At 70.7% G+C, this 20,106-nt stretch carries 16 protein-coding genes and 1 pseudogene; 12 read left to right on the top strand and 5 right to left on the bottom strand.

The genetic code is table 11. The annotated features are described in order from the left end of the window. The first annotated feature begins 4 nt into the window (after positions 1-4). Together ASF39_RS11580 and ASF39_RS22355 are read left to right on the top strand one after the other, a co-directional pair. Entirely contained in the window at positions 5-1,978 is a 1,974-nt protein-coding gene (locus tag ASF39_RS11580) for a cellulose synthase catalytic subunit (protein WP_056284011.1), read from the top strand. Positions 1,979-2,108: 130 nt separating this feature from the next. Beyond that, a pseudogene (locus ASF39_RS22355) lies at positions 2,109-2,240 on the top strand (IS5/IS1182 family transposase); the annotation flags it as partial. Positions 2,241-2,393: 153 nt separating this feature from the next. Here the strand turns inward: ASF39_RS22355 and ASF39_RS11570 are convergent. The 3 genes from ASF39_RS11570 to ASF39_RS11560 all read right to left on the bottom strand — a co-directional run bounded on the left by ASF39_RS11570 (position 2,394) and on the right by ASF39_RS11560 (position 4,142). Then, complete coding sequence (locus ASF39_RS11570) at positions 2,394-2,693, bottom strand: hypothetical protein (protein WP_055885516.1); 300 nt, start codon at positions 2,691-2,693, stop codon at positions 2,394-2,396. A gap of 521 nt (positions 2,694-3,214) precedes the next feature. Further along, positions 3,215-3,421, bottom strand: coding sequence for a hypothetical protein (locus ASF39_RS11565; protein WP_056284434.1), 207 nt, complete (start codon positions 3,419-3,421; stop codon positions 3,215-3,217). A 112-nt stretch (positions 3,422-3,533) separates the two neighbouring features. Further along, entirely contained in the window at positions 3,534-4,142 is a 609-nt protein-coding gene (locus tag ASF39_RS11560; protein WP_056284006.1) for a hypothetical protein, read from the bottom strand. A gap of 127 nt (positions 4,143-4,269) precedes the next feature. Between ASF39_RS11560 and ASF39_RS11555 the strand changes: the two genes are divergently transcribed. Then, positions 4,270-5,253, top strand: coding sequence for a hypothetical protein (locus ASF39_RS11555; RefSeq protein ID WP_056284003.1), 984 nt, complete (start codon positions 4,270-4,272; stop codon positions 5,251-5,253). On the opposite strand, the gene ASF39_RS11550 is transcribed toward ASF39_RS11555, so the two are convergent. Next, complete coding sequence (locus tag ASF39_RS11550) at positions 5,241-6,431, bottom strand: glycosyltransferase family 4 protein (protein ID WP_056284431.1); 1,191 nt, start codon at positions 6,429-6,431, stop codon at positions 5,241-5,243. The genes ASF39_RS11555 and ASF39_RS11550 overlap by 13 nt on opposite strands. A gap of 8 nt (positions 6,432-6,439) precedes the next feature. Further along, positions 6,440-7,480 (bottom strand): glycosyltransferase family 4 protein, encoded by a 1,041-nt coding sequence (locus tag ASF39_RS11545; protein WP_056284000.1) that lies wholly within the window; start codon positions 7,478-7,480, stop codon positions 6,440-6,442. 72 nt (positions 7,481-7,552) lie between these two features. On the opposite strand from ASF39_RS11545, the gene ASF39_RS11540 reads away from it, so the two are divergent. The 9 genes from ASF39_RS11540 (at position 7,553) to ASF39_RS11500 (ending at position 20,098) form a co-directional block, all read left to right on the top strand. Further along, entirely contained in the window at positions 7,553-9,607 is a 2,055-nt protein-coding gene (locus ASF39_RS11540) for an HAD-IIB family hydrolase (RefSeq protein ID WP_056283996.1), read from the top strand. Next, the gene (locus ASF39_RS11535; protein ID WP_200938206.1) at positions 9,597-10,472 is read left to right on the top strand and encodes a galactosyltransferase-related protein; all 876 of its coding nucleotides are present in this window, start codon (positions 9,597-9,599) and stop codon (positions 10,470-10,472) included. The genes ASF39_RS11540 and ASF39_RS11535 overlap by 11 nt, the downstream gene beginning before the upstream one ends. A gap of 13 nt (positions 10,473-10,485) precedes the next feature. Then, positions 10,486-11,595 (top strand): glycosyltransferase, encoded by a 1,110-nt coding sequence (locus ASF39_RS11530; RefSeq protein WP_056283993.1) that lies wholly within the window; start codon positions 10,486-10,488, stop codon positions 11,593-11,595. A gap of 31 nt (positions 11,596-11,626) precedes the next feature. Further along, a complete protein-coding gene (locus ASF39_RS11525) occupies positions 11,627-12,568 on the top strand; it encodes a galactosyltransferase-related protein (RefSeq protein ID WP_056283990.1) in 942 nt (313 codons plus the stop codon). Continuing rightward, positions 12,565-13,644 carry a glycosyltransferase gene (locus tag ASF39_RS11520; RefSeq protein ID WP_056283988.1) on the top strand — a complete coding sequence of 360 codons (1,080 nt, stop codon included), beginning with the start codon at positions 12,565-12,567 and terminating at the stop codon, positions 13,642-13,644. The genes ASF39_RS11525 and ASF39_RS11520 overlap by 4 nt, the downstream gene beginning before the upstream one ends. Positions 13,645-14,353: 709 nt before the next feature. Continuing rightward, positions 14,354-15,169 carry an FAD binding domain-containing protein gene (locus ASF39_RS11515; protein WP_056283985.1) on the top strand — a complete coding sequence of 272 codons (816 nt, stop codon included), beginning with the start codon at positions 14,354-14,356 and terminating at the stop codon, positions 15,167-15,169. After that, complete coding sequence (locus ASF39_RS11510; RefSeq protein WP_056283982.1) at positions 15,166-17,868, top strand: molybdopterin cofactor-binding domain-containing protein; 2,703 nt, start codon at positions 15,166-15,168, stop codon at positions 17,866-17,868. Before ASF39_RS11515 ends, ASF39_RS11510 begins: the two co-directional genes overlap by 4 nt. Further along, on the top strand, positions 17,865-18,821 hold the full coding sequence (locus tag ASF39_RS11505) for an antibiotic biosynthesis monooxygenase (RefSeq protein ID WP_055885484.1): 957 nt from the start codon (positions 17,865-17,867) through the stop codon (positions 18,819-18,821). The genes ASF39_RS11510 and ASF39_RS11505 overlap by 4 nt, the downstream gene beginning before the upstream one ends. A 539-nt stretch (positions 18,822-19,360) precedes the next feature. Beyond that, positions 19,361-20,098, top strand: coding sequence for a hypothetical protein (locus ASF39_RS11500; RefSeq protein WP_244472380.1), 738 nt, complete (start codon positions 19,361-19,363; stop codon positions 20,096-20,098). The last annotated feature ends 8 nt before the right edge of the window (positions 20,099-20,106 follow it).

Below are 20,106 nucleotides of genomic sequence, written 5' to 3'. Positions count from 1 at the left end.
GACGATGTTCGAAGCCCCCACCGACGTCGCCGCGGTCCTCACCCTGGATCTCGGCATCCTGCTCGGCCTCCTGGTGATGGCGGGCCTGCTCGACAGGGCGAGCGCGGCCTCCCGCGTCCTGTTCGGCGCGGTCACCGCCACCTTCATCCTCTGCTACGCGCTCTGGCGCTGGCACGACACGCTGCCGCGGATCGAGCCCGGCCTCGACAAGCTGTGGCCGTACCTGTTCTTCGGCTTCGAGATGGTGGCGATCCTCTACACGCTGATGTCGATCGTCATCCTGGTCCGGTTCAAGGATCGCTCGGCCGAGGCCGACCGCGAGGGCGCCAGGCTCGCCGCCAGCGGCGAGTGGCCGGCGGTGGACATCTTCATCTGCACCTACAACGAGCCCCTCGACGTGGTCGAGAAGTCGATCATCCCGGCCCTGGCGGTGGACTATCCCAACGTCACCGTCTGGGTCTGCGACGACACCCGCCGCGGCTGGCTCAAGGATTTCTGCGAGGAGGTCGGGGCCAATTATCTCACCCGGGCCGACAACGAGGGCGCGAAGGCGGGCAACCTCAACAACGCCCTGCGCCTGACCGAAACACGCAGCAACGCGCCGATCATCCTCGTGCTCGATGCCGACTTCGCGGTGGCGCCCAACATCCTCAAGCGGGCTGTGGGGCTGTTCCACGACCCGCGCTGCGCCGTGGTGCAGACCCCGCAGTTCTTCTTCAACGCCGACCCGATCCAGCACAACCTGATGGCCGCCGACGCCTGGGTCGACGACCAGCGCATCTTCTTCGACGTGTTCCAGCCGGCCAAGGACGCCTGGGGCTGCGCCTTCTGCGTCGGCACCTCGTTCCTGGTGCGCCGGGACCGCGTCAACGAGATGGGCGGCTTCCCCCACGACGCGATCTGCGAGGACATCAATCTCACCTATTCGCTGATGCGCCACGGCTACCGGACCCATTGGCTGAACGAGCGCCTCAGCGCCGGCCTCTCGGCGGAGGGCCTGCCGGAGTACATCACCCAGCGCACGCGCTGGTGCCTCGGCACGATCCAGGTGGCGCTCCTGAAGCAGGGCCCGTTCCGCGGGCCCGGCTATGCGATGCGGGAGCGGCTGCACTACCTGCACGGGGTGCTGAACTGGCTGTGCAAGCCGTTCATCGTGCTGATGCTGGTGGCCCCGTCGATCTACTGGTTCTTCGACATGCCGGCCTTCTATGCCGACTACCTGTCGTTCCTGCGCTACGGCCTGCCGGCGCTTCTGGCTTTGTGGGTCTACAGCGGCTGGGTCTCCGGGCGGCGCACGCTGCCGCTGTTCATGGAGGTGACCCACATCATGACCGCGCTGGCCATCACCGTCACGCTCGTCTCGGCGGCGATCCGTCCGTTCGGGCGGCCCTTCAAGGTGACCGACAAGGGCGGCGACCGCTCGGTCTCGACGGTGCGCGGACGCATGGCGGCGGGCTTCGGCGGGATCGCACTGCTCTCGGCGGCCTCGATCGTGTGGTCGTTCGTCTCGCCCGTCGGAGCCACCGAGATCTCGCCCCTCGACTACCTCAACCTGATCTGGGCCGGCGTCGCGATGGCGTTCACCTTCGTCGCCTTCCTCGTCTGCTTCGAGCGGCCGCGGGGCGCCGAGGAATTCGCCGTCGACGAACCGGCCGAGATCCAGATCGGGGGTGCCACCTACGACGGGACGCTGACGAGCCTCGGGATGACCACGGCGCACCTGCGCCTGCGGGGCGACCCCGACATCCTCGTCCCCGGCGATGCCCTGCGGGTGCACGTCGCACCGGCGGGCTGGATCGCCGCGCGGCTCACCGCCTCCGCCGACGGGACGCTTGCCGTCGGACTGGAGCCCGACCGGCGCCAGCGCCACAGCCTGATCCTGCGGCTGTTCACGACCGAGATCGACCCGATCGCCCGCACCGCGAACCTGCGGGTGGCCCTGCGCGGCCTGATCCACCGGTGCTTCCAGGCGGCCTAGCGTCCGGGCCTAACACGATGGCGCGAACGCCGCGGGTGTGATTCGGGGCGTCTTTGAGAGAAGCCGGTAGACCAGTTTTGGCTGACGGACGTGCAACTTGCGAAGGTCGCGGCGCATTCGCCCACCCACACGCGGGGCATCAAGCGTGCGGATGATCGGTCGCCTCGAGGACTTCTGCCGCATCGCAACACGCCACGACCGCGTGGAGACCAACGATCTCGCCGCCGTCTGCTTCGCCGTAACCGTCGGCGGCTGGTTATGAGGCCGGCAGCTGAAAACCTCAAACTCAGGAAGAACACGAGAGCGACTGCAATCGGTTGTACAAGCTCTCCGACTACCCCCCATACAAGCACGGGAAAGCCCAGACCTCGCCGCCGGAAATCGAACCCGGCGGCGAGTTCGGTCACGTGGCGGTTCAGCAGTCGTTGCTGCCGGGCTTCACGACCTGGCCCTCGGCAGGCTTCTTTTCGCCGGGGGCGGGCTGCGTGTTCGCGCCGACGTTGTTCATCGCGCCGACCGTACCGGGCGATTCCGCCTTCGCGCCGGGCGTCACCTTGGCATCGGAAGCGCCGTCGACCTTCGAGCTCTTGTCGGCGGATGCCTGGCTGCCCTGGCTGTTGGTGGTCGTTCCGACGGCACAAGGGGCCGCCAGGGCCGTGGCGGCCGTGAGCGTCGAAAGGGCGGTGGCGGCAACCAGCGTGCGAAGAAGGGTCATCTGTGGTCCTTGGATGAGTGTTCGTGACCGTCAACCAAGGGAAGGTTCGGCCTGTTCCTCCAGCGTGGCGTCACAAGCTTTGCCCGCGGCGGCGCTCCTAAGATGCGCGATGGGTCGCCGAGCCGAAGGGCCACAAGCCGGGACGAGGGTTGGGGGGAATGGCGTCGCGCCTCACGGTCGCGGCCGGTGGTTCCCGGCGGACGGCCTCACCATTTGCAGGGGGACCGGAAACAGCGACCGAGAGCCGAGCATGCGCATCACCCTCCTGGCGACCGCGGCCATGCTCCTGCTGGTGCAATCCGGACCTTCGACGGCGCAGCCCCGCGGGGGCGCCGACCCTCATGGGGCGCAGTGGCACCATCGGCCTATGGGCGCGAAGGTCGGACGCGGTGCGGCGGACGCAGAGATCGTCGGTCGCAAGCCTCGCGTCTGCCACAGGCCCGATGTCGGGCGCTTCTCCCGGCTCGTTCCCTATTCCTGCTGAGGCGGCGCAGGACGGGAAGACATCGAGCCGGGCACGCTCAGCGTCCGATCCTCGTGGGCTTCACGTGGAGGAAGCTGCGTTCGCCGATCGCCGCCTCGGCGATCTGGTCGATGGCGTCCAAGAGCTCGGATACCCTCTTGGGCTCCGTCGTCCGCACCAGCGGTGCGACATGGACCCGGCGCGTATCCGTCCGGCCGGCGATGAGCTGAGCCTCGCTCAGGCGATCGAAATTGCGTCCGGGCATGATCACTCCTCGTGGAGGGAGACTGTCCGCAACATGGTTAACCGTTGGTTACCGACCTCGGCTGCGCAGCGGCCCCGGGCAGGGTTCGTGACAGTGGCGACCGGCAGTCCGATCAGGTCGCGGCGAGGGGATGCAGCCGCAGCCGTCCGGCGGCGTGGCCCGCCTCGAACCACGCCCGCTCGGCCTCCCACGGATGGCCGGCCCAGCCTGCGAACCCGAACCCGTAGACGTCGATGGGGGGCAGGCAAGCGGCCCGGTCCTCCAGGACGGCGAGCGCGACGAGAAAGCCGGTGCTCGGGTTCGGGGAGGCGCAGCCGCGCGCGACCAGCAGGTGCCGGGCGCGGTCATGCAGCGTCGACGGCAGGAGCCGGACCGGCCGGTCGACGAGGCGACCCTGCAACGGCGCCGTCCAGCACACCCGCTCGTGCGCCCCTTCCTCGTCCGGTGCGAGTTCGGGAAACGGCAGCAGGAAGCCGCCGGACTGCCTGACGACCGGGCGATCGAGGAAGCCACCGTCCTCGACCCAGGCGCGCGCCTGCCCGCCGCGATTGACGAGGGCGAGGACCGTCACCCGCGAGCCCGCCGCGCCGCCGAACCCACAAGCATTGTTGAAGCGCACCACGCAATCGGCCGCGTCGATCGCCCGGCCCCGGTCGCCGATCTCGCGTGCATTGCCGACGATGGCGACGCGCGATCCGTCGAAGGCGGGGAACGGCGGCATGGGGACGGATTCCTCGAGGCGGTCTGCGACCTTTGAGACGAAACGCGCCACCCTGTCATGCGCGCCGAGCCTCGACGGTGTACGCAAGGTCGCGCCGCGCGAGCGCGGACGGCAGAGAGGACGCACCATGCGACGTTGCTTCGTCTGCCTGGCCGATACCCTGGCGCCGACGCGACGGCACATCGTCTATGCCGATGGACGCCAGCGAGTTTTCCCGATCGTCTGCGCCTCCTGCGGCGTCGTGTTCGAGGAGGGGGCGGACCACGAAGCCTGCCGCACGCATCTCGTCCGGGCCCTGGCCGGTCCGACATTCCGCCTGGCGCCGGAGGCCCCCTACGGCCTCGACGTCTACACCCTTCGCACGGCCGCCACCGCGCTCGGGCGGGGAATCCGCACCCTCTGCGAGGCCGATCGCGCGGCACTGCTCCGGCCGCATTCCGACCGGGCCGGCCGTGGCGAGGTCTATGATCTCGCTTCGGCGCAGCCGGGAAAGGTCTCCCTCGGCCTCCTGTGCCGCCCCGGCGATCTCGATACCGTGCTGGGTGGCATCGCCGGTCACGCGGCCTGGACCTCGGACGTGGCGATCCTCGTCGATGCCCCCGAGCGATCGCCGGCTCCCGCCACCATCGCGGGCTTTCCGGCCGGGGCCGTGCGGATCGCAGCCCGACCGCTCGGCGGCGATTTCGCGGCCCAGCGCAATGCGCTGCAGGACCTGGCACGCAGCCCGTGGATGCTCCAGCTCGACGCCGACGAGGATCTCCCGCCCGCCGTGGGAGACCTGCTGCCGGCCCTCGTCGACCTCGCCGAGGACGGAGAGATCCTGTCGATCGGGCTGCCCCGGCACAATCGCGTCGACGGGGTGCTGTCGGATGTGCATCCGGACGTCCAGTATCGCCTCGCGCGTGCCGGCCTGCGCTACCGGGGGCGGGTCCACGAGCGGCCTGACCTCGGTGGCGACTGGCGCCGCAGCTTCATCGCGCTCCACGGCGCCATCGAACACCGCCTGTCCCGGGCCCATGTCGCGGCGCGCTCCCGGCGCTACGAGGCGATGGACCCCGGCCGGGGGCGGCCGGAGGAGGAGGAGGCGCTGCTGCGCCCCTACCGGCCCTGACGCGCTACCGCGATGGCCCGTTCGTAGAGGGCCAGCGTCTCGTCCCCGAGCCGCGCCCGGTCGAAGGCGCCGGCGGCCGCGAGCGCCCTGTCCCGCAGCGCCAGGCGCAGGGTGGAATCGAGGAGCAGCGGTCGCACGGCGTCGGCGAGGGCGGCACCCGTCGCCTCGCGCGCCAGGAGCCCCGCGCCCGGGCCGCCGACGAAGGCGCGGGCGCTGGCATCCTCGGCGCAGGCCACCACCGGACGGCCGTAGGCCAGGGCCTCCTGGTAGACGAGGCCGAAGCTCTCGTAGCGCGAGGGGGCGAGGACCGCATGGGCCGTGGCGTAGGCCCTGTCGAGGGCGGCGGCGTCGATCCGGCCCAGCGGCCGCAATCGCCGCCGGGCCGATGCCGGGCAGGCCACCGGCAGGTCGGCCGCCGCCACGCCGACGAGGGCGATCTCGAAGGGGGGCAGCCTCCCCGCCTCGCAATCGGCGTCGAGGATCGCGGCGGCCGAGAGCAGGAGATCGAAGCCCTTGCGCGCCTCGGCCCGACCGACGAACAGCAGGCGCACCGGACCGCCCTCGACCCCCGGGTAGGGGGCGGATCGGCCACGCTCCCGCATTTCCGGGGGAAGGCTCAGGCCCGCCACCGCGTGAGGCTGCTCCGGACGAAGGCCGTAGAGCGCCGTCATCCGTGCGGCATGATCGGCGGTGTTCGAGATCAGTCCGGCGCTCCGCCTGGCCTGCCGGCGTTCGAGCCGGTCGGCGGCCAGACCGTCGAGGCGGTCGCGCAGGGACGTCGGTGGCTCGCGCGTGAAGGCGGCGGGCGTCGAGTTGCGGGTCACCAGGGGCGGCCCGGCCCCGCCCACGAGGAGGGCGGCCGGCGCGTACCAGTTGGTCGCCTCGATGCAGTCGAACGGTCGGCGGGCATGGGCGCGCAGCACCGCCCGGCGAAACGCCAGCGGTGCCGCGAGATGCCCGGCCGATCCCCACAGCCGCAGCCGCGCGAGGGGCGAGCCGGGCGGGAGGCCGATGCCCTCGATGGCCACCCCGCCGGCCTCGCCCGCGCCGATCCGGTCGAGGGTGAACACGGTGACATGGACATCGCGCCCGCCGAGGATTTCCGCGATCTCGCGGGCGGCGGTGGAGAGGCCGCTCGTGGCCGGCGGATAATCCCAGGCGAGCAGCGCCGTGCGCAGGCGGGCGCTCACGCCGCGAGCAGCCGGCGGTAGATCGCGAGATAGTCCGCGGCCATGCGCGCGGCGGTGAAGCGCGCCTCGAAGCGGCGGCGGACCTGCGTGCGGTCGAGCTCTCCCACCCGCGCCACCGCCGCGACCGCCTCGGCCTCGGAGGAAACGACGAAGCCCGTGATCCCGTCCTCGACGATCTCGGGCACCGAGCCGCGGTTCCAGGCGATCACCGGGGTGCCGCAGGCCATGGCCTCGATCATCACGAGGCCGAACGGCTCGGGCCAGTCGATCGGAAACAGGAGGGCGCGGGCGTCGCCGAGAAGCAGCCCCTTGGCGCGGTCGTCCACCGGGCCGACGTAGACCGCATCCTCTCCCAGGAGCGGGCGGACCGCCCGGTCGAAATAGCCCGGGTTTCCGACATCCACGGTCCCGGCGAGGCGGATGGGAAGGCCGGCCGCCCGCGCGACGCGGATCGCCGTATCGGGCCGCTTCTGGTCGGTCATCCGCCCGACGAAGGCGAGGCCGCCCTCGGGGTCGGTGCGCAGGGCGTAGCGGTCGCGGGCGATGCCGTGGTGGACGATGCCGGCGCGGTTCGGTGCCGGAATGCCGGCCTCCTGCGCCGCCGAGATCGCCGCCACCGGCAGGTCGGGAAAGCCGGAAAAGAACAGCGCGCGGTCACGCTCGTCCACGCGCCAGTGCACCGTCGTCAGGCTGCGGCATCGCCGCACACCCAGGATCGCGGCATGGGCGAATTCGCCGTGGCAATGGACGATGTCGAACGCGTCGAGGCGGCGGGCAAGCGCCTCCATCTGCAGCGCTTCCAGGGCTGCGGGCACCCCCGGCGCGACCTTGCCCTCGCGGGCCTCGAGGGCGGCGAGGCTGGGATAATCCCCGACGCGAGGGAGATCTGTCACACTGTCGGAGGGGGCGAACAGGGTTACCTCGACGCCAAGACCCCGCAGCGCCACGCCCAGATCGTGAACGACGCGCTCCGTGCCTCCATGATGGAGGGGCGGGGTAGGGAAAATATTGGGTGCGACCTGTGCGACCCTGATCATCGGCTGTACTTTAGCGTTGGAATTAACATTTGGTGATGCACTGGCGCTCGTTTTGACGCTATCGCGCTGACGATGTTCGTTCTTCACGTCGCACTTCAAGGATGTCTTCGTGGTGACGGCGTCGCCTACGGTCTCACTGCGGATACGGGTGGGCACATCCGCTACCTCCTCGACCTCGTTCGATCCTGCGCACAGGATGCGACCGTGGACAGGATCGTCGTCGCGACCCGCCTGTTCGACAGCACGCTGGGGGACGCCTACGCCGTGCCCGAGGAGGCGGTATCGGGCAAGGTGACCATCGTGCGACTCGCCAGCGCGTCGCCGGGCTACCTGCCGAAGGAAGACCTCCACGCGGAGGTCGCGAGCTTCGCCGACGGACTCGTCTCCTGGATCGCCGCGCAACCGACGGCACCGGACGTGATCCACGCCCATTACGCCGATGCCGCCGCCGTCGCCGCGCGGGTCGAGGACCGCCTCGGCATCCCCTTCGTGTTCACCGCCCATTCGCTCGGGCGGGTCAAGGCCGCGGCGATGGGGCATCGCGCGGACGCCGACCCGCGGCTCGCGCATCGGATCGCCGCCGAGGAGACCGCGCTCGCCCGCGCCGCCCTCGTCGTCGCCTCGTCCCGCGACGAGGCCGAGGTGCAATACGCGGCCTATGCCGCCTACGATCCCGGCCGCATCCGGGTGGTTCCGCCGGGCAGCGACCTCGCGCGCTTCCAGGGGGCGCAACCCTGCCCGCGCGTCGATGCGACCATCGACCGGTTTTTGCGCGACCCCCTCAGACCGGCCCTGCTGGCGCTCGCCCGGCCGGTGGCGCGCAAGAACCTCGCCGCCCTGGTGACGGCCTACGGCGAGAGCCCCGACCTCCAGGCGCGGGCCAACCTCGTCCTCGTCGCCGGAACCCGCGGCGACCTCGACGACCTCGACGGCGGCATGGCCGGGACCATGCGCGAACTCCTCGCCCTCATCGATCGCTACGACCTCTACGGCCGGGTCGCCTACCCCAAAACCCATCGCCCCGAGGACGTGCCGGCGCTCTACGCCTATGCCCGGGTGCGCGGCGGCGTGTTCGTCAACCCGGCCCTGAACGAGCCGTTCGGCCTGACCCTGCTGGAGGCCTCCGCCGCCGGCCTGCCGCTGGTCGCCACCGACAGCGGCGGCCCCAACGACATCGTCGAGACCTGCGGCAACGGCCTTCTGGTCGATCCGCGCGATCCCGGCGCGATCGCGCGGGCGTGCCTGCGCATCCTCGACGAGCCGGGCCTGCGAGACCGCTTCGTGGCTGGCGGCGCCCGGGCGGCGGCGGCCTACGACTGGGACCGCCACGCGGCGCGCTACCACGCCCTCCTGCGGGCGCTGGGTTCGGCCGAACCGCCCCTGCGCGATCCGCGCCAGCTCCTCATCTGCGATATCGACAACACCCTGGTGGGCTGCGACGCCGGGCTCAGCGCGTTCCGACACTGGCGCAGCGAGCAGGAGGGCCTCGCCTTCGGAGTCGCCACCGGGCGCTCGTTCCACAGCGCGATGGCGATCCTGGAGCAGCAGGCGAGCCCGCGCCCGCAGGTGATGATCACCTCGGTGGGCTCCGAGATTTATCACCTCGACCCCAACGGCGTCAGTTACTCCGTCGACCGGCCCTGGCGCGAGGCGGTCTCGCGCGGGTGGGACCGGACCGCAGTGCGAGCCGCCCTGTCCGACCTGCCGGACCTCGTGGCCCAGGGGCCGCTGGAGCAGCGCACGCACAAGCTCAGCTATTTCGGGGATGCCGATACCGTCCGGCGGGTGCGGGCGCGCCTCGACGCCGCCGGCCTGCCCGCCTCCCTCATCCACAGCCACGGCCGCTACCTCGACGTGCTGCCGCCCCTAGCCTCGAAGGGCACGGCCGTCGACCACGTGCGCACCCTCTACGGCCTCGGCGAGGGCAACGTGTTCGTGGCCGGCGATTCCGGCAACGACGTCGAGATGCTGCGGGCGGGCCGTCAGGCGATCATCGTGGCGAATTTCTCCGACGACCTCGCAAGTCACGCGGCGCTCGGCCATTCCTACGTCGCCCGCGCCTCGCATGCCCGCGGCGTCATCGAAGGCGTCGCGCATTTCCGGAAGACCCTCGCCCATGTCGCCTGAGGCCGGGAGCCCGGCCAGCGTGCTCACCCTGGTCCGGGGCCGGGACGCGCACCTGCGCAACCTCATGCGCGGGCTCGCCCGCCAGACGATGGCGCCGTGCGAACTCGTGATCGCCTGGATGCAGCCGGAGCCGGCGCCCGACCTGCCCGACCCGGGGTGCCGCGTGCGCCACGTGTTCGTTCCCGGCGAGCCGATGCCGCTCGCCGCCGCCCGCAACCGCGCCGCCGAAGCGGCGCGGGGCGAGCGCCTGATCTTCCTCGACGTCGACTGCATCCCCGGGCCGGGACTGGTCGCGGCCTATGCGGGGACGGCGACCGACGGACTGCTGCTCGGCGAAGTGCTCTACCTGCCCGAGGGCGCGGTCGGGCCCGACCTCGATGACGCGCGCCTCGACCGCCTCGGCCGGGTCCATCCGGCCAAGCCCGCGATCCCCGCCACCGGCCTGCGCCCGGAGCCCGACGCGAAGGAACTGTGGGGCCTGTCCTTCGCCCTGCCGGCCGCAGCCTACGCGGGCCTGGGCGGCATGGACGAGGGGTTTTCCGGGTACGGCGCCGAGGAGACCGATTTCGCCGTGCGTCTGGCCGCCGCCGGCCTGCCGACCCACTGGGTCGCGGGCGCACGCGCCTACCACCAGCACCATCCGGTGCACGTGCCGCCGCTCCACCAGTTCGACCACATCCTGCGCAACGCCGCCCGCTTCCACGCCCGGCACGGCACCTGGTGCATGGACTACTGGCTCGGCCAGTTCCGCGACGCCGGCCTCATCGCATGGGAGCCGGACGCGCCCGAGATCCAGCGGCTGCGCGCGCCGGAGCCGGCCGAGATCGCCGCCGCCCTGCAGCCCGGCACGCGCCTGTTCTCCTGAGTTTTCGAGTTCCATGACAAAACCCATCGCCTTCTTCGTCCACCACCAGGGGCGCGGACACGCCAACCGCACCCGCGCCGTGGTCGCCGAATTCTCGCGCCACCGGCCGGTCTCGGTCCTCACCGCCGACCTGGGCCTGTTCGACGGATTTGCCCGCGACATCGAGATCGTCGGCCTGCCCGACATGATCGGCGCCAGGGTGCCGACGCCGCGCCTGTTCGCCGAGCCGACGCCGAGCGTGATGCATTGCGTGCCCCTCGGCGTGACGGAGACCCGCCGGACCATGCGGGCCATCCTCGACCACCTCGACGACCGGGGCGTCGGCCTCTTCGTCGTCGACGTCTCGGCCGAGATCGCCCTGCTCGCCCGCGCCGCCAGCGTCCCGGCCGTGCAGATCCGCATGCACGGCGACCGCTCCGACATCGGCCATATCGGCGCCTACGAGGCCTGTGTGGGCATGCTCGCCCCCTTCGACCCGCGTCTCGAGCAGGACGACTATCCGGATTACCTGCGGGCCAGGACCTTCTACAGCGGCGGCCTGTGCACGAGCGTCGATCCGGTGCCGACCCGGGCCGAGGCCCGCGCCCGCCTCGGCCTCGACCCGGCCCGGGAGATCGTCGTCGCCGTGACCGGGGGCGGGGGCAGCGGTACGCCCTACGCGCCGCTCACCGTCGCCGCGCGTGCCGTCCCCGACGCCCTATGGCTGACCCTCGGGCCGACCCACCGCGAGGGCCACGAGACGGATTTCGCCAACCTGCGCGAACTCGGCTGGGTCGCCTCCGTCACCGACCATCTCGCGGCGGCCGACATCGTCATCGCGTCGGCGGGCGACAACACCATTCACGAGGTCGCCCGAGTCGGCGGACGCCTCGTGGTGATGCCCGAATGGCGCTATTTCGGCGAACAGACCCGCAAGGCCGAGGCCCTCGTGCGCCTCGGCGCCGCCGTGCAGGCGCCGCGCTGGCCCGGCGACCTCCAGGGCTGGCGCGACCTCCTCGACCGGGCCCGCGCCCTCGACGGCGAGATCCTGCGCCCGCTCCACGCCCCCGATGCCGCCGCCCGCGCCGCGGGCTGGCTCGAAGGCCTCACCGACGACCTCTGGGCCGGCGCGCCCGCCGCCTGATCCTCGACTCCTCGATCCGGAACCGTCCAGCATGCCGAGCGTGACCGTCGTGACCCTGGCTCAGGGGCGCCCGACCCATCTGCACAACCTGGTGCTCGGCCTGACCCGCCAGACGCAGATCCCCGTCGAACTCATCGTGGCGGTGATGCAGGACCGGCCCTACGACCTGCCCGACGCGCCGTTCCCGATCCGCCAGATCGTGGTCGGCGGCGACCGGCTGCCCCTGGCCGCCGCCCGCAACCGCGCCGTGGCGGCGGCGGCCGGCGAGCAGGTGGTCTTCCTCGACGTCGACTGCATCCCCGCGCCGGACCTGGTGGCCGACTACGCGCGCCGGCTCGACGAACTCGACGGCCTGCTGATGGGCGAAGTCCTCTACCTGCCCGGCGGCGCCACGGGCGGCGCCTGGCGGAGCGAAGACTTCGGCCCCCTCGCGCAGCGCCACTCCGACCGGCGCGGCCCGCCGGCCGAGGGCATCGAGATCTGCACCGACTACCGGTGCTTCTGGTCGCTCAACTTCGCCATGCGGCGGGCGACCTTCATCGCCGCCGGCGGCTTCGACGAGCGCTATACCGGCTATGGCGGCGAGGACACGGACTTCGGCAAGACCCTCGACCGGTACGGCATCCCCATCGCCTGGATCAGGGGCGGGCTCGCGCACCACCAGTATCACCCCCACCACATGCCGCCGATCCACCACCTCGACAGCGTCGTGCGCAACGCCGAGCTGTTCGAGGCGAAGTGGGGCTACCGCACCATGGGCCACTGGCTCTACGCCTTCCGCCTCATGGGGCTGATCGACGATGCCCCGGGCCGGCCGATCCGCATCCTGCGCCGGCCCGATGCCGACGACCTCGCGCTGACGGGCCAGCAGAGCCACCAGCCCTACGCCAACACCGCGACGGTGATCCGCCTCCTCGACGCGCGGATCGCCGCCGCCGCATCCCCGGCCGAGACCGCGCGCGTGCCCGCATGAGGATCGCCGTCCTCGCCCACGTCCGCCAGCCGATCGCGCCGCCGTTCCGGGGCGGCATGGAGGCCCACAGCTGGCACCTCGCCGAGGGCCTGCGCGCCCGCGGCCACGACGTGGTGCTGTTCGCCTCGGGCGACAGCGACCCGCGCTTCACCCTCGACGCCGTGATCCCCCGGCATCAGGAGGCGACGTTCCCCGGCCAGGAACACACCGGCGACCCGGCCCTCGTCGCGCATCTCGACGCCGGTTACGCCGCCGCCTGCGACCGGATCGCGGCGGGCGGGTTCGACGTCGTCCACAACAACAGCCTCAGCCGCCTGCCGCTCGCCCGCGAGCGCACCCGCCGGGTCCCCACCGTCACCTCCCTGCACGTTCCGCCCTACGACGCCCTGCGCTGGTTCGTGCACGACAGCGTGGTCCCCGGCCACCGCCTCACGGTGACCTCGCACGGCCAGTTGCGGGCGTGGTTCCCGGACGGGGCGCCGCCGCAGGCCAGCGTGCTCCACAACGGCATCGACCTGGCGGACTGGCCCTACCGCGACCGAGGCGACGGCAGCGCGGTCTGGTGCGGGCGGATCACCCCCTACAAGGGAACCCATCTGGCGATCCAGGCCGCGCGCCGGGCCGGCATCGCCCTGACGCTGTTCGGCTCGACGGAGGATGGCGCGTATTGGGAGAGCGAGGTCCGGCCCCGGCTCGGCGGCGCGATCCGCTACGGCGGCCATCTCGACGGCCCGTCCCTGGCGGCGGAGGTCGGCAGGGCCTCCGTTTTCCTGTTCACGCCGTGCTGGGACGAACCGTTCGGTCTGGTCGCCATCGAGGCGATGGCCTGCGGCCTGCCGGTGGCGAGTTTCGACCGGGGGGCCGCCCGCGAGGTCATCGGCGAGGCCGGTGCCTTCGCTCCGCCCGACGACGAGGCCGCCCTGGCGGACGCCATCGGCCGCGCCTTCGCGATCCCGCGACGCACCGCCCACGACCGCGTCCGGCGTCATTTCACGCACGATGTCTGGCTGGACGGATGCGAACGGCTCTACGCCGCCGCCATGCAAGACGGGACGCCCGGCGCGCCTCTATCGTAACCGGGATCGACGGTGGCGATAGCGCGCCGCTCCGCGGCCCTCGTCTCCCTGGATCCCGGATCACCCTCCGCCGGCGCTCCGGGCGTCCGGGACAGGGCGGCGTTTCATCCACAAGGGATCGCCAAAGCCGGTGGGCTCGGTGCCGGAGCGGCGTCGAAATCCGCATTGCGACGCCATCCGGGGAATCTTCGTCACGATCGGCCTCCCGCGTCGCATGAACGGGTTGCGCCGCGCCGGTCGCTTTTTCGTTGCCGATCCGTCTCACCCGTATCGACGCCCGACCTTCCGGGCTACGCGTCGAACGCCACCGACGGGATCCGAATTTTTCGGAAGACCAGTTTAGGCGTCTCTCGACGTCTGCGAACAATACGATGTTCTTCGAACACGCGTCGTTACAATTTTCATCGCCGCGCTCCTGCGAAACGCGCATGCGCAGATTTCATTTACCCGCGTTTCACAGGCTCGGCCGTACATCATGGCGAGACGACAATCGAGGCGCGGCAGAAACCTCCGCCACCGCGTGTCGTCCGATGGAAGCGGCGGTATCCCCGATGGTTCGGACAAAGCCTATTGGGTTCGTGAGGGCAACCGGCCCGGCTTTTTCAAACGACACCCTATTCATCGCAATGCGAGCGTCATTCGCCGCATCACGACAGACGACGGCATTCACGAACCCGACGCCGCAGCCTGCGAACCTTGAGGGCCAACGATGAACCTTTCGACCGTTGTCGACGTCAAGCGACCGACATCGCTGGACGAGATCCAGGGCTGGCACGACGGCTACTCGTGGCTCGCGGGCGGCACCTGGCTGTTCGCGGAACCGCAGGTGGCGGTCGATACGCTGATCGATCTCGAGAGACTGGGCTGGGCGCCGCTGACGGCGACCGACGCCGGCCTCGAGATCGCCGCGACCTGTCGCGTCGTCGATCTGCACGGGTTCGAGGGTCCGGCGGCCTGGCGCGCGGTGCCCCTGTTCCGGCAGTGCATCGACTCGTTCCTGATGTCGTTCAAGGTCTGGAACGCCGCCACCATCGGCGGCAACGTCTGCATGTCGCTACCGGCCGGCGCGATGATCTCGCTGACCGCGGCGCTGGAGGGCGTGTGCACGCTGTGGCCGCGCGAGGGACAGGCGCGCACCGTCACGGTGGTCGATTTCGTCACCGGCAACCACGCCAACGTCCTGGGCAAGGGCGAATTGCTGCGCAGCATCCACCTGCCCGCCGCGGCGCTGACGAAGCGCACGGCCATGCGGCAGGTCTCGCTGACCCGCTACGGTCGCTCGGCCGCCCTGATCATCGGCACCGCCGGCGACGGCGGCGCGGATTTCCTCCTGACGATCACCGCGGCGACCCCGAAGCCGGTGCAGCTGCGCTTCGCCACGCTCCCGTCGGCGGACGCGCTGCGCCGCGCCATCGACGAGCGCCTGCCGGCGGACGCCTACTTCCACGACGTGCACGGGACGGCTCCCTACAAGCGCCACGTCACGCAGTACCTGGCCGAACAGATCCGTACGGAGCTCGCATGACTGAGTATTCCATCAACGGCCGCGCCTACGCCGCCGAGCCGGCGCCGGGCCAGTGCCTGCGGACCCTCCTGCGCGACCTCGAGGTGTTCGGCGTCAAGAAGGGTTGCGATTCCGGCGATTGCGGCGCCTGCACGGTGCACATCGACGGCAAGCCGTTCCACTCCTGCCTCGTTCCGGCCTTCCGGGCCGAGGGGCGCGAGGTCACCACCATCGAGGGCCTGTCGCCCTGCGGGCACAAGCATGCGCTCCAGCAGGCGTTCCATGACGCGCAAGGTTTCCAGTGCGGCTTCTGCACCGCCGGCATGATCATGACCGCCGTCACCCTGACGGAGGCCCAGAAGAGCGACCTGCCGCATGCCCTCAAGGGCAACCTGTGCCGCTGCACCGGCTACCGCTCGATCAAGGACGCGCTCAACGGCGTGTGCAACATCGAGGCCGATCTGGCCGGCAAGGCGCTGGGGGCGAGCCTGCCCAATCCGTTCACCGACACCATTCTCACCGGCACCGCGCGCTACACGATGGACATCGCGGTGGCCGACCTGCTGCACCTGAAGGTCCTGCGCTCGCCCCACGCCCACGCACGCATCGTCGGCATCGACAGGCAGGCGGCCCTGGCCGTGCCCGGCGTGGTCGCGGTCTACACCTGGGAGGACGTGCCCGGGCGCCGGTTCAGCTCGGCCCTGCACGAGGACCACCTCGTCGATCCCGACGACATCCTGCTCCTCGACAACGTGGCGCGGTTTTCCGGCCAGCGGGTGGCGGCCGTGGTGGCCGAGACGGAAGCGGCCGCCGAGGCGGGGTGCCGCGCGCTCCACGTCGACTACGAGATCCTGCCGGCGGTGTTCGATCCGGTCCTGGCCATGCGGCCCGACGCGCCGATCCTGCACGACAAGGACTACGTCGCGGGGAGCAACAACATCTTCTGCACGCTGCAGGGCGAGATCGGCGACGTGGCCAAGGGCTTCGCGCAAGCCGACGTCGTCCACGAGCAGACCTACTCGACCTCCCGCGTCCAGCACGTGCACCTCGAGACGCACGGCTCCATCGCCTGGAAGGGCGAGGACGGCCGCTGGCACGTGCGCACGAGTTCGCAGGGGCCGTTCGCGGTGCGCCAGAAGCTCGCCTACGTCATGGGGCTCTCGCCCCGGGACCTCCACGTGTTCACGGAGCGCGTCGGCGGGGGCTTCGGCGGCAAGCAGGAGATGGTCTCGGAAGACCTCGTACTGTTCGCCACGATGAAGCTCGGCCGCCCCGTGAAATGGGAATGGACCCGCGAGGAGGAGTTCATCGGCGCCACCACGCGCCACCAGATGACCACCCGCGTGAAGATCGGCGCCCGCAAGGACGGCACGCTGACGGCCCTCGACGTCGAGGTGTTCTCCAACACCGGCGCCTACGGCGGCCACGGCAGCGAGACCCTGGCGGCCGCCATGGCGAGCCCGATCGCGGCCTACCGCTGCGCCAACAAGAAGGGCATCGGCCACGCCGTCTACACCAACATGACGCCGGGCGGCGGCTTTCGCGGCTACGGCGCCTCGCAGACCACCTTCGCGATCGAATGCGCCATCGACGAACTCGCCCGCCGGCTCGGCATCGATCCCTTCGCGATGCGGCGCCTAAACGTGGTGCAGCCGGGCGACAACATCGAATCGATCTGGAAGGAGGCGTCCGACGCCAGCTTCGGCAGCCACGGCATCGGCGAGTGCCTCGACATCGTCGAGCGCGAGCTCGCCAAAGGCAACGGCGTCGCCAAGCCCGAGGGGGCGGATTGGGCCGAGGGCCGGGGCGTGGCGCTGGCCATGCTCGAATGCGGCCCGCCCACCGAGCATCGCTCGGGCGCCGAGATGCACCTCAAGGCCGACGGCAGCTACTTCCTCGCCTGCGGCTCCACCGAGATGGGCAACGGCATCACCACGGCCCACAAGCAGATCGCCGCCTCCATCCTGGGGACGCGCGCCGACGACGTCGGCATCATCAACGCCGACACCGACCGCACCCCCTACGACACCGGCACCTTCGCCAGCACCGGCGTCGTCGTCGCCGGCAAGGCGGTCCATCTGACGGCCGAGGCCATGGCCCAGGACATCCTCGACTTCGCCAGCCGACACACCGGCGTGCCGATGGACCAGTGCCGCCTCGACAACGACGGCGTCATCTGCGGCAACCGCCGCATCTCGCTCGTCGATCTCCACGCCGAGGGCGCCAAGGTCGACCATCGCTTCACGGTCGGCCGCCGGGCCTATCTCTCGCCGCGGACCATCGCCTTCAACGTGCAGGGCGTCCGCCTCGCGGTGCACCGCGTCACCGGCGAGATCCGGGTCTTGCACAGCGTCCACGCCGCCGACATCGGCTTGCCGATCAACCCGATGCAGTGCCGCGGCCAGCTCGATGGCGCCGTGTCGATGGGCTACGGCTGGGCGCTCGTCGAGAACATGGTGCACGACGACGAGGGGCGGATGGTCAACCCGCAGCTGCGCAACTGCCGCATCCCGACCCTGGCCGACACGCCCCACACCGACATCTTCTTCGCGGAGACGACCGACAGCATCGGGCCGCTCGGCGCGAAGTCCCAGGGCGAATGCGGCATCAACCCGGTGGCGCCCGCGGTCTCGAATGCGCTCGCCGATGCCACGGGGGTGCGCTTCGCCCACCTTCCGTTCACGCCCGACCGCCTCTTCACGCAGCTCGCCGGCCGATGAGCGCGCAGTCCCGCAGCGTCAGCATCGTGACGCAGACCTCCGTCCGGCCCGAGAGGACGGAAGCCTTCGCCCAGTGGCAGGGCGGCACCAGCGCGGTGATCTCGACGTTTCCGGGCTTCATCGAGCAGCGGCTGATGCCGCCCCACCCGCCGCTCCAGGTCGATTGGGTGATCCTGCAGCGCTTCGTCAGCGTGGAGCACGCCAAGGGCTGGCTGGCCTCGCCCGAGCGGCAATCGCGCATCGAGGGCGCCGCCCCGATGCTGGTGGGGCGCGACGACGTCCACATCGTCAGCGACGACGCCAGTGCGGCCCGCACCGCACCGGCCTCCGCCGTCATCAGCACCCGCGTGAAACCGGGGATGGAGGCGCAGTATCGCATCTGGGAGCAGAAGGTCGCCGCCGCCCAATCGAAGGCGGCGGGCCTGCAGGGCTACCGGTTCGAGCCCGCGGTGCCGGGCGTGCAGGAGGACTACGTCGCCATCCTGCGCTTCGACAGCGACGCCAACCTCCAGGCCTGGCTGGATTCGCCCGAACGCCGGGCCTTGATCGAGGAAGCGGCTCCGCTGACGGCGGAGTTCCACACCCGCCGGGTGCAGAGCGGCTTCGAGCAGTGGTTCCGCGATGCCACGCCCGAGGGCGCGCCCGCGCCGGCCGCGTGGAAGATGAACATGATCGTCCTGCTGACGCTCTATCCCACCGTCTTCCTGTGGGGCCTCTTCGTCGGTACGCCGTTCCTCTCGCGGACGTTGAACCTCGATTTTCCGGTGGCGCTCTTCATCGGCAACGTCTTCAGCGTGCTGCTGACCGCGAAACTGGTGCCCTGGACGGCCAACCGCCTCGGCTGGTGGCTGTCGCCGCCGCCCGACAGGCGGGCCATCCTCGACATCCGGGGCGCGGGCCTGCTGGTCGCGGCCTACGTCGTCATGATCCTGATCTTCTGGAAGGTGCTCTGATACGGTTTCCGCTTGGATCAAGCGGGAACCGTATCACCGAGCCCGCGCGGCGCCTGAGCGAAGCCCATGTCCGCATCACGGAGTGATCAACCGAAAATGGAATGAGCCGAGCGCCGGCGGCGATCGGATCGGGCCGAGACGGCATCGGCGACGCCTTCTCGAAGCCGCCACCGGCCAAAGAAACGCAACGGCGGCCTGGACCCAACCGGACCGCGACACAGGGCATGGGGACACGTTCGGGAATGATGCCAACGCTCGCTCTCACGCCTCGTGGAGGCCGGTCCGGCCCAAGGGGCCTCAGGGTTTCGGCGGCCCTCCTCGCCGGGGGCCTGGGGCTGGGCCTCCCGGTCGGGGACGCCCGTGCAGAGGCGATCGAGGGTCCCGTCGCGGCCACGCCTGTAAAGGCGGCGGCCCCACCCTCGTTCTTCAGCTTCTCCGACACCATCGTCAGCTACCGCTTCCAGGGCCCGTCGGCGGAGCCAGGTCTCGGCGTACGGCGTCCGGACGGCACCCCGAATGGCCGGCTGGAGCCCCGCGAGGTGCCAAAGAACGTCGTGAATGTCTTCCACACCAACGCATGGACCTACGGCACCAACCTCCTGTCCCTCGACATCCTGCGCTCCGGCTCGCAGGACCCGGCCGGCGACAGGTTCGGGAGCTTCCAGGGCGTCGGTGCGACGGAGGTCTATCTGATTTACCGCGGGACCTTGAGCGCAAACCAGATCTTCGACACCGACGTCTTCGGCATCCCCGGCCTCGTCAAGGATATCGGGCTGTCGTTCGGGGCGGACGTCAACACCAAGGACACCACCTTCGACAGCCGGAAGCGGGCCGGCACCTTTGGCCTGAACTTCGCCTTCGACGTGCCGGCCGGCTACCTGAACCTGAAGGTCCAGGGCTACAAGGAATTCTCCCACAACGGCTTTGCCGCCGGCAAATTCCGCAGCGTCGAATACCTGATGACGCCCGAGTTCGAGGTCACCTACTCACTCCCGCTGACGTTCACCGGACTGCCCCTGTCGCTGGCCGGCTTCAACACCGTCATCCTGCCCAAGGGCCGCTACGGCGTCACCAACGAGAACCGGACCCGGGTCGAGTTCGTGTCCCAGACCAACCTGGTGCTCGATGTCGGGCAGCTCGCCGGCGGCAGGCCCAACCAGCTCGAGGTGTTCGCCGGGTTCCAGTACTGGCACAACAAGTTCGGCGCCGACCCGCGCCGGACCGTCAACACCGAGGAAAAGGCCCTGATCGCGGGGGTGTCCTACCACCTGAGATGAGCCCCCGC

The organism is Methylobacterium sp. Leaf108 (assembly GCF_001423265.1).
Classification (GTDB): domain Bacteria; phylum Pseudomonadota; class Alphaproteobacteria; order Rhizobiales; family Beijerinckiaceae; genus Methylobacterium.
This window is presented reverse-complemented; position numbering and strand designations above follow the sequence as displayed.

Bases quoted from the DNA above. Each gene is read 5' to 3' on its own strand.
- ASF39_RS11580 (WP_056284011.1), top strand. From the start codon at position 5: ATGTTCGAAGCCCCCACCGACGTCGCCGCGGTCCTCACCCTGGATCTC.
- ASF39_RS11570 (WP_055885516.1), bottom strand. From the start codon at position 2,693: ATGACCCTTCTTCGCACGCTGGTTGCCGCCACCGCCCTTTCGACGCTC.
- ASF39_RS11565 (WP_056284434.1), bottom strand. From the start codon at position 3,421: ATGCCCGGACGCAATTTCGATCGCCTGAGCGAGGCTCAGCTCATCGCC.
- ASF39_RS11560 (WP_056284006.1), bottom strand. From the start codon at position 4,142: ATGCCGCCGTTCCCCGCCTTCGACGGATCGCGCGTCGCCATCGTCGGC.
- ASF39_RS11555 (WP_056284003.1), top strand. From the start codon at position 4,270: ATGCGACGTTGCTTCGTCTGCCTGGCCGATACCCTGGCGCCGACGCGA.
- ASF39_RS11545 (WP_056284000.1), bottom strand. From the start codon at position 7,480: ATGATCAGGGTCGCACAGGTCGCACCCAATATTTTCCCTACCCCGCCC.
- ASF39_RS11540 (WP_056283996.1), top strand. From the start codon at position 7,553: ATGTTCGTTCTTCACGTCGCACTTCAAGGATGTCTTCGTGGTGACGGC.
- ASF39_RS11535 (WP_200938206.1), top strand. From the start codon at position 9,597: ATGTCGCCTGAGGCCGGGAGCCCGGCCAGCGTGCTCACCCTGGTCCGG.
- ASF39_RS11530 (WP_056283993.1), top strand. From the start codon at position 10,486: ATGACAAAACCCATCGCCTTCTTCGTCCACCACCAGGGGCGCGGACAC.
- ASF39_RS11525 (WP_056283990.1), top strand. From the start codon at position 11,627: ATGCCGAGCGTGACCGTCGTGACCCTGGCTCAGGGGCGCCCGACCCAT.
- ASF39_RS11520 (WP_056283988.1), top strand. From the start codon at position 12,565: ATGAGGATCGCCGTCCTCGCCCACGTCCGCCAGCCGATCGCGCCGCCG.
- ASF39_RS11515 (WP_056283985.1), top strand. From the start codon at position 14,354: ATGAACCTTTCGACCGTTGTCGACGTCAAGCGACCGACATCGCTGGAC.
- ASF39_RS11510 (WP_056283982.1), top strand. From the start codon at position 15,166: ATGACTGAGTATTCCATCAACGGCCGCGCCTACGCCGCCGAGCCGGCG.
- ASF39_RS11505 (WP_055885484.1), top strand. From the start codon at position 17,865: ATGAGCGCGCAGTCCCGCAGCGTCAGCATCGTGACGCAGACCTCCGTC.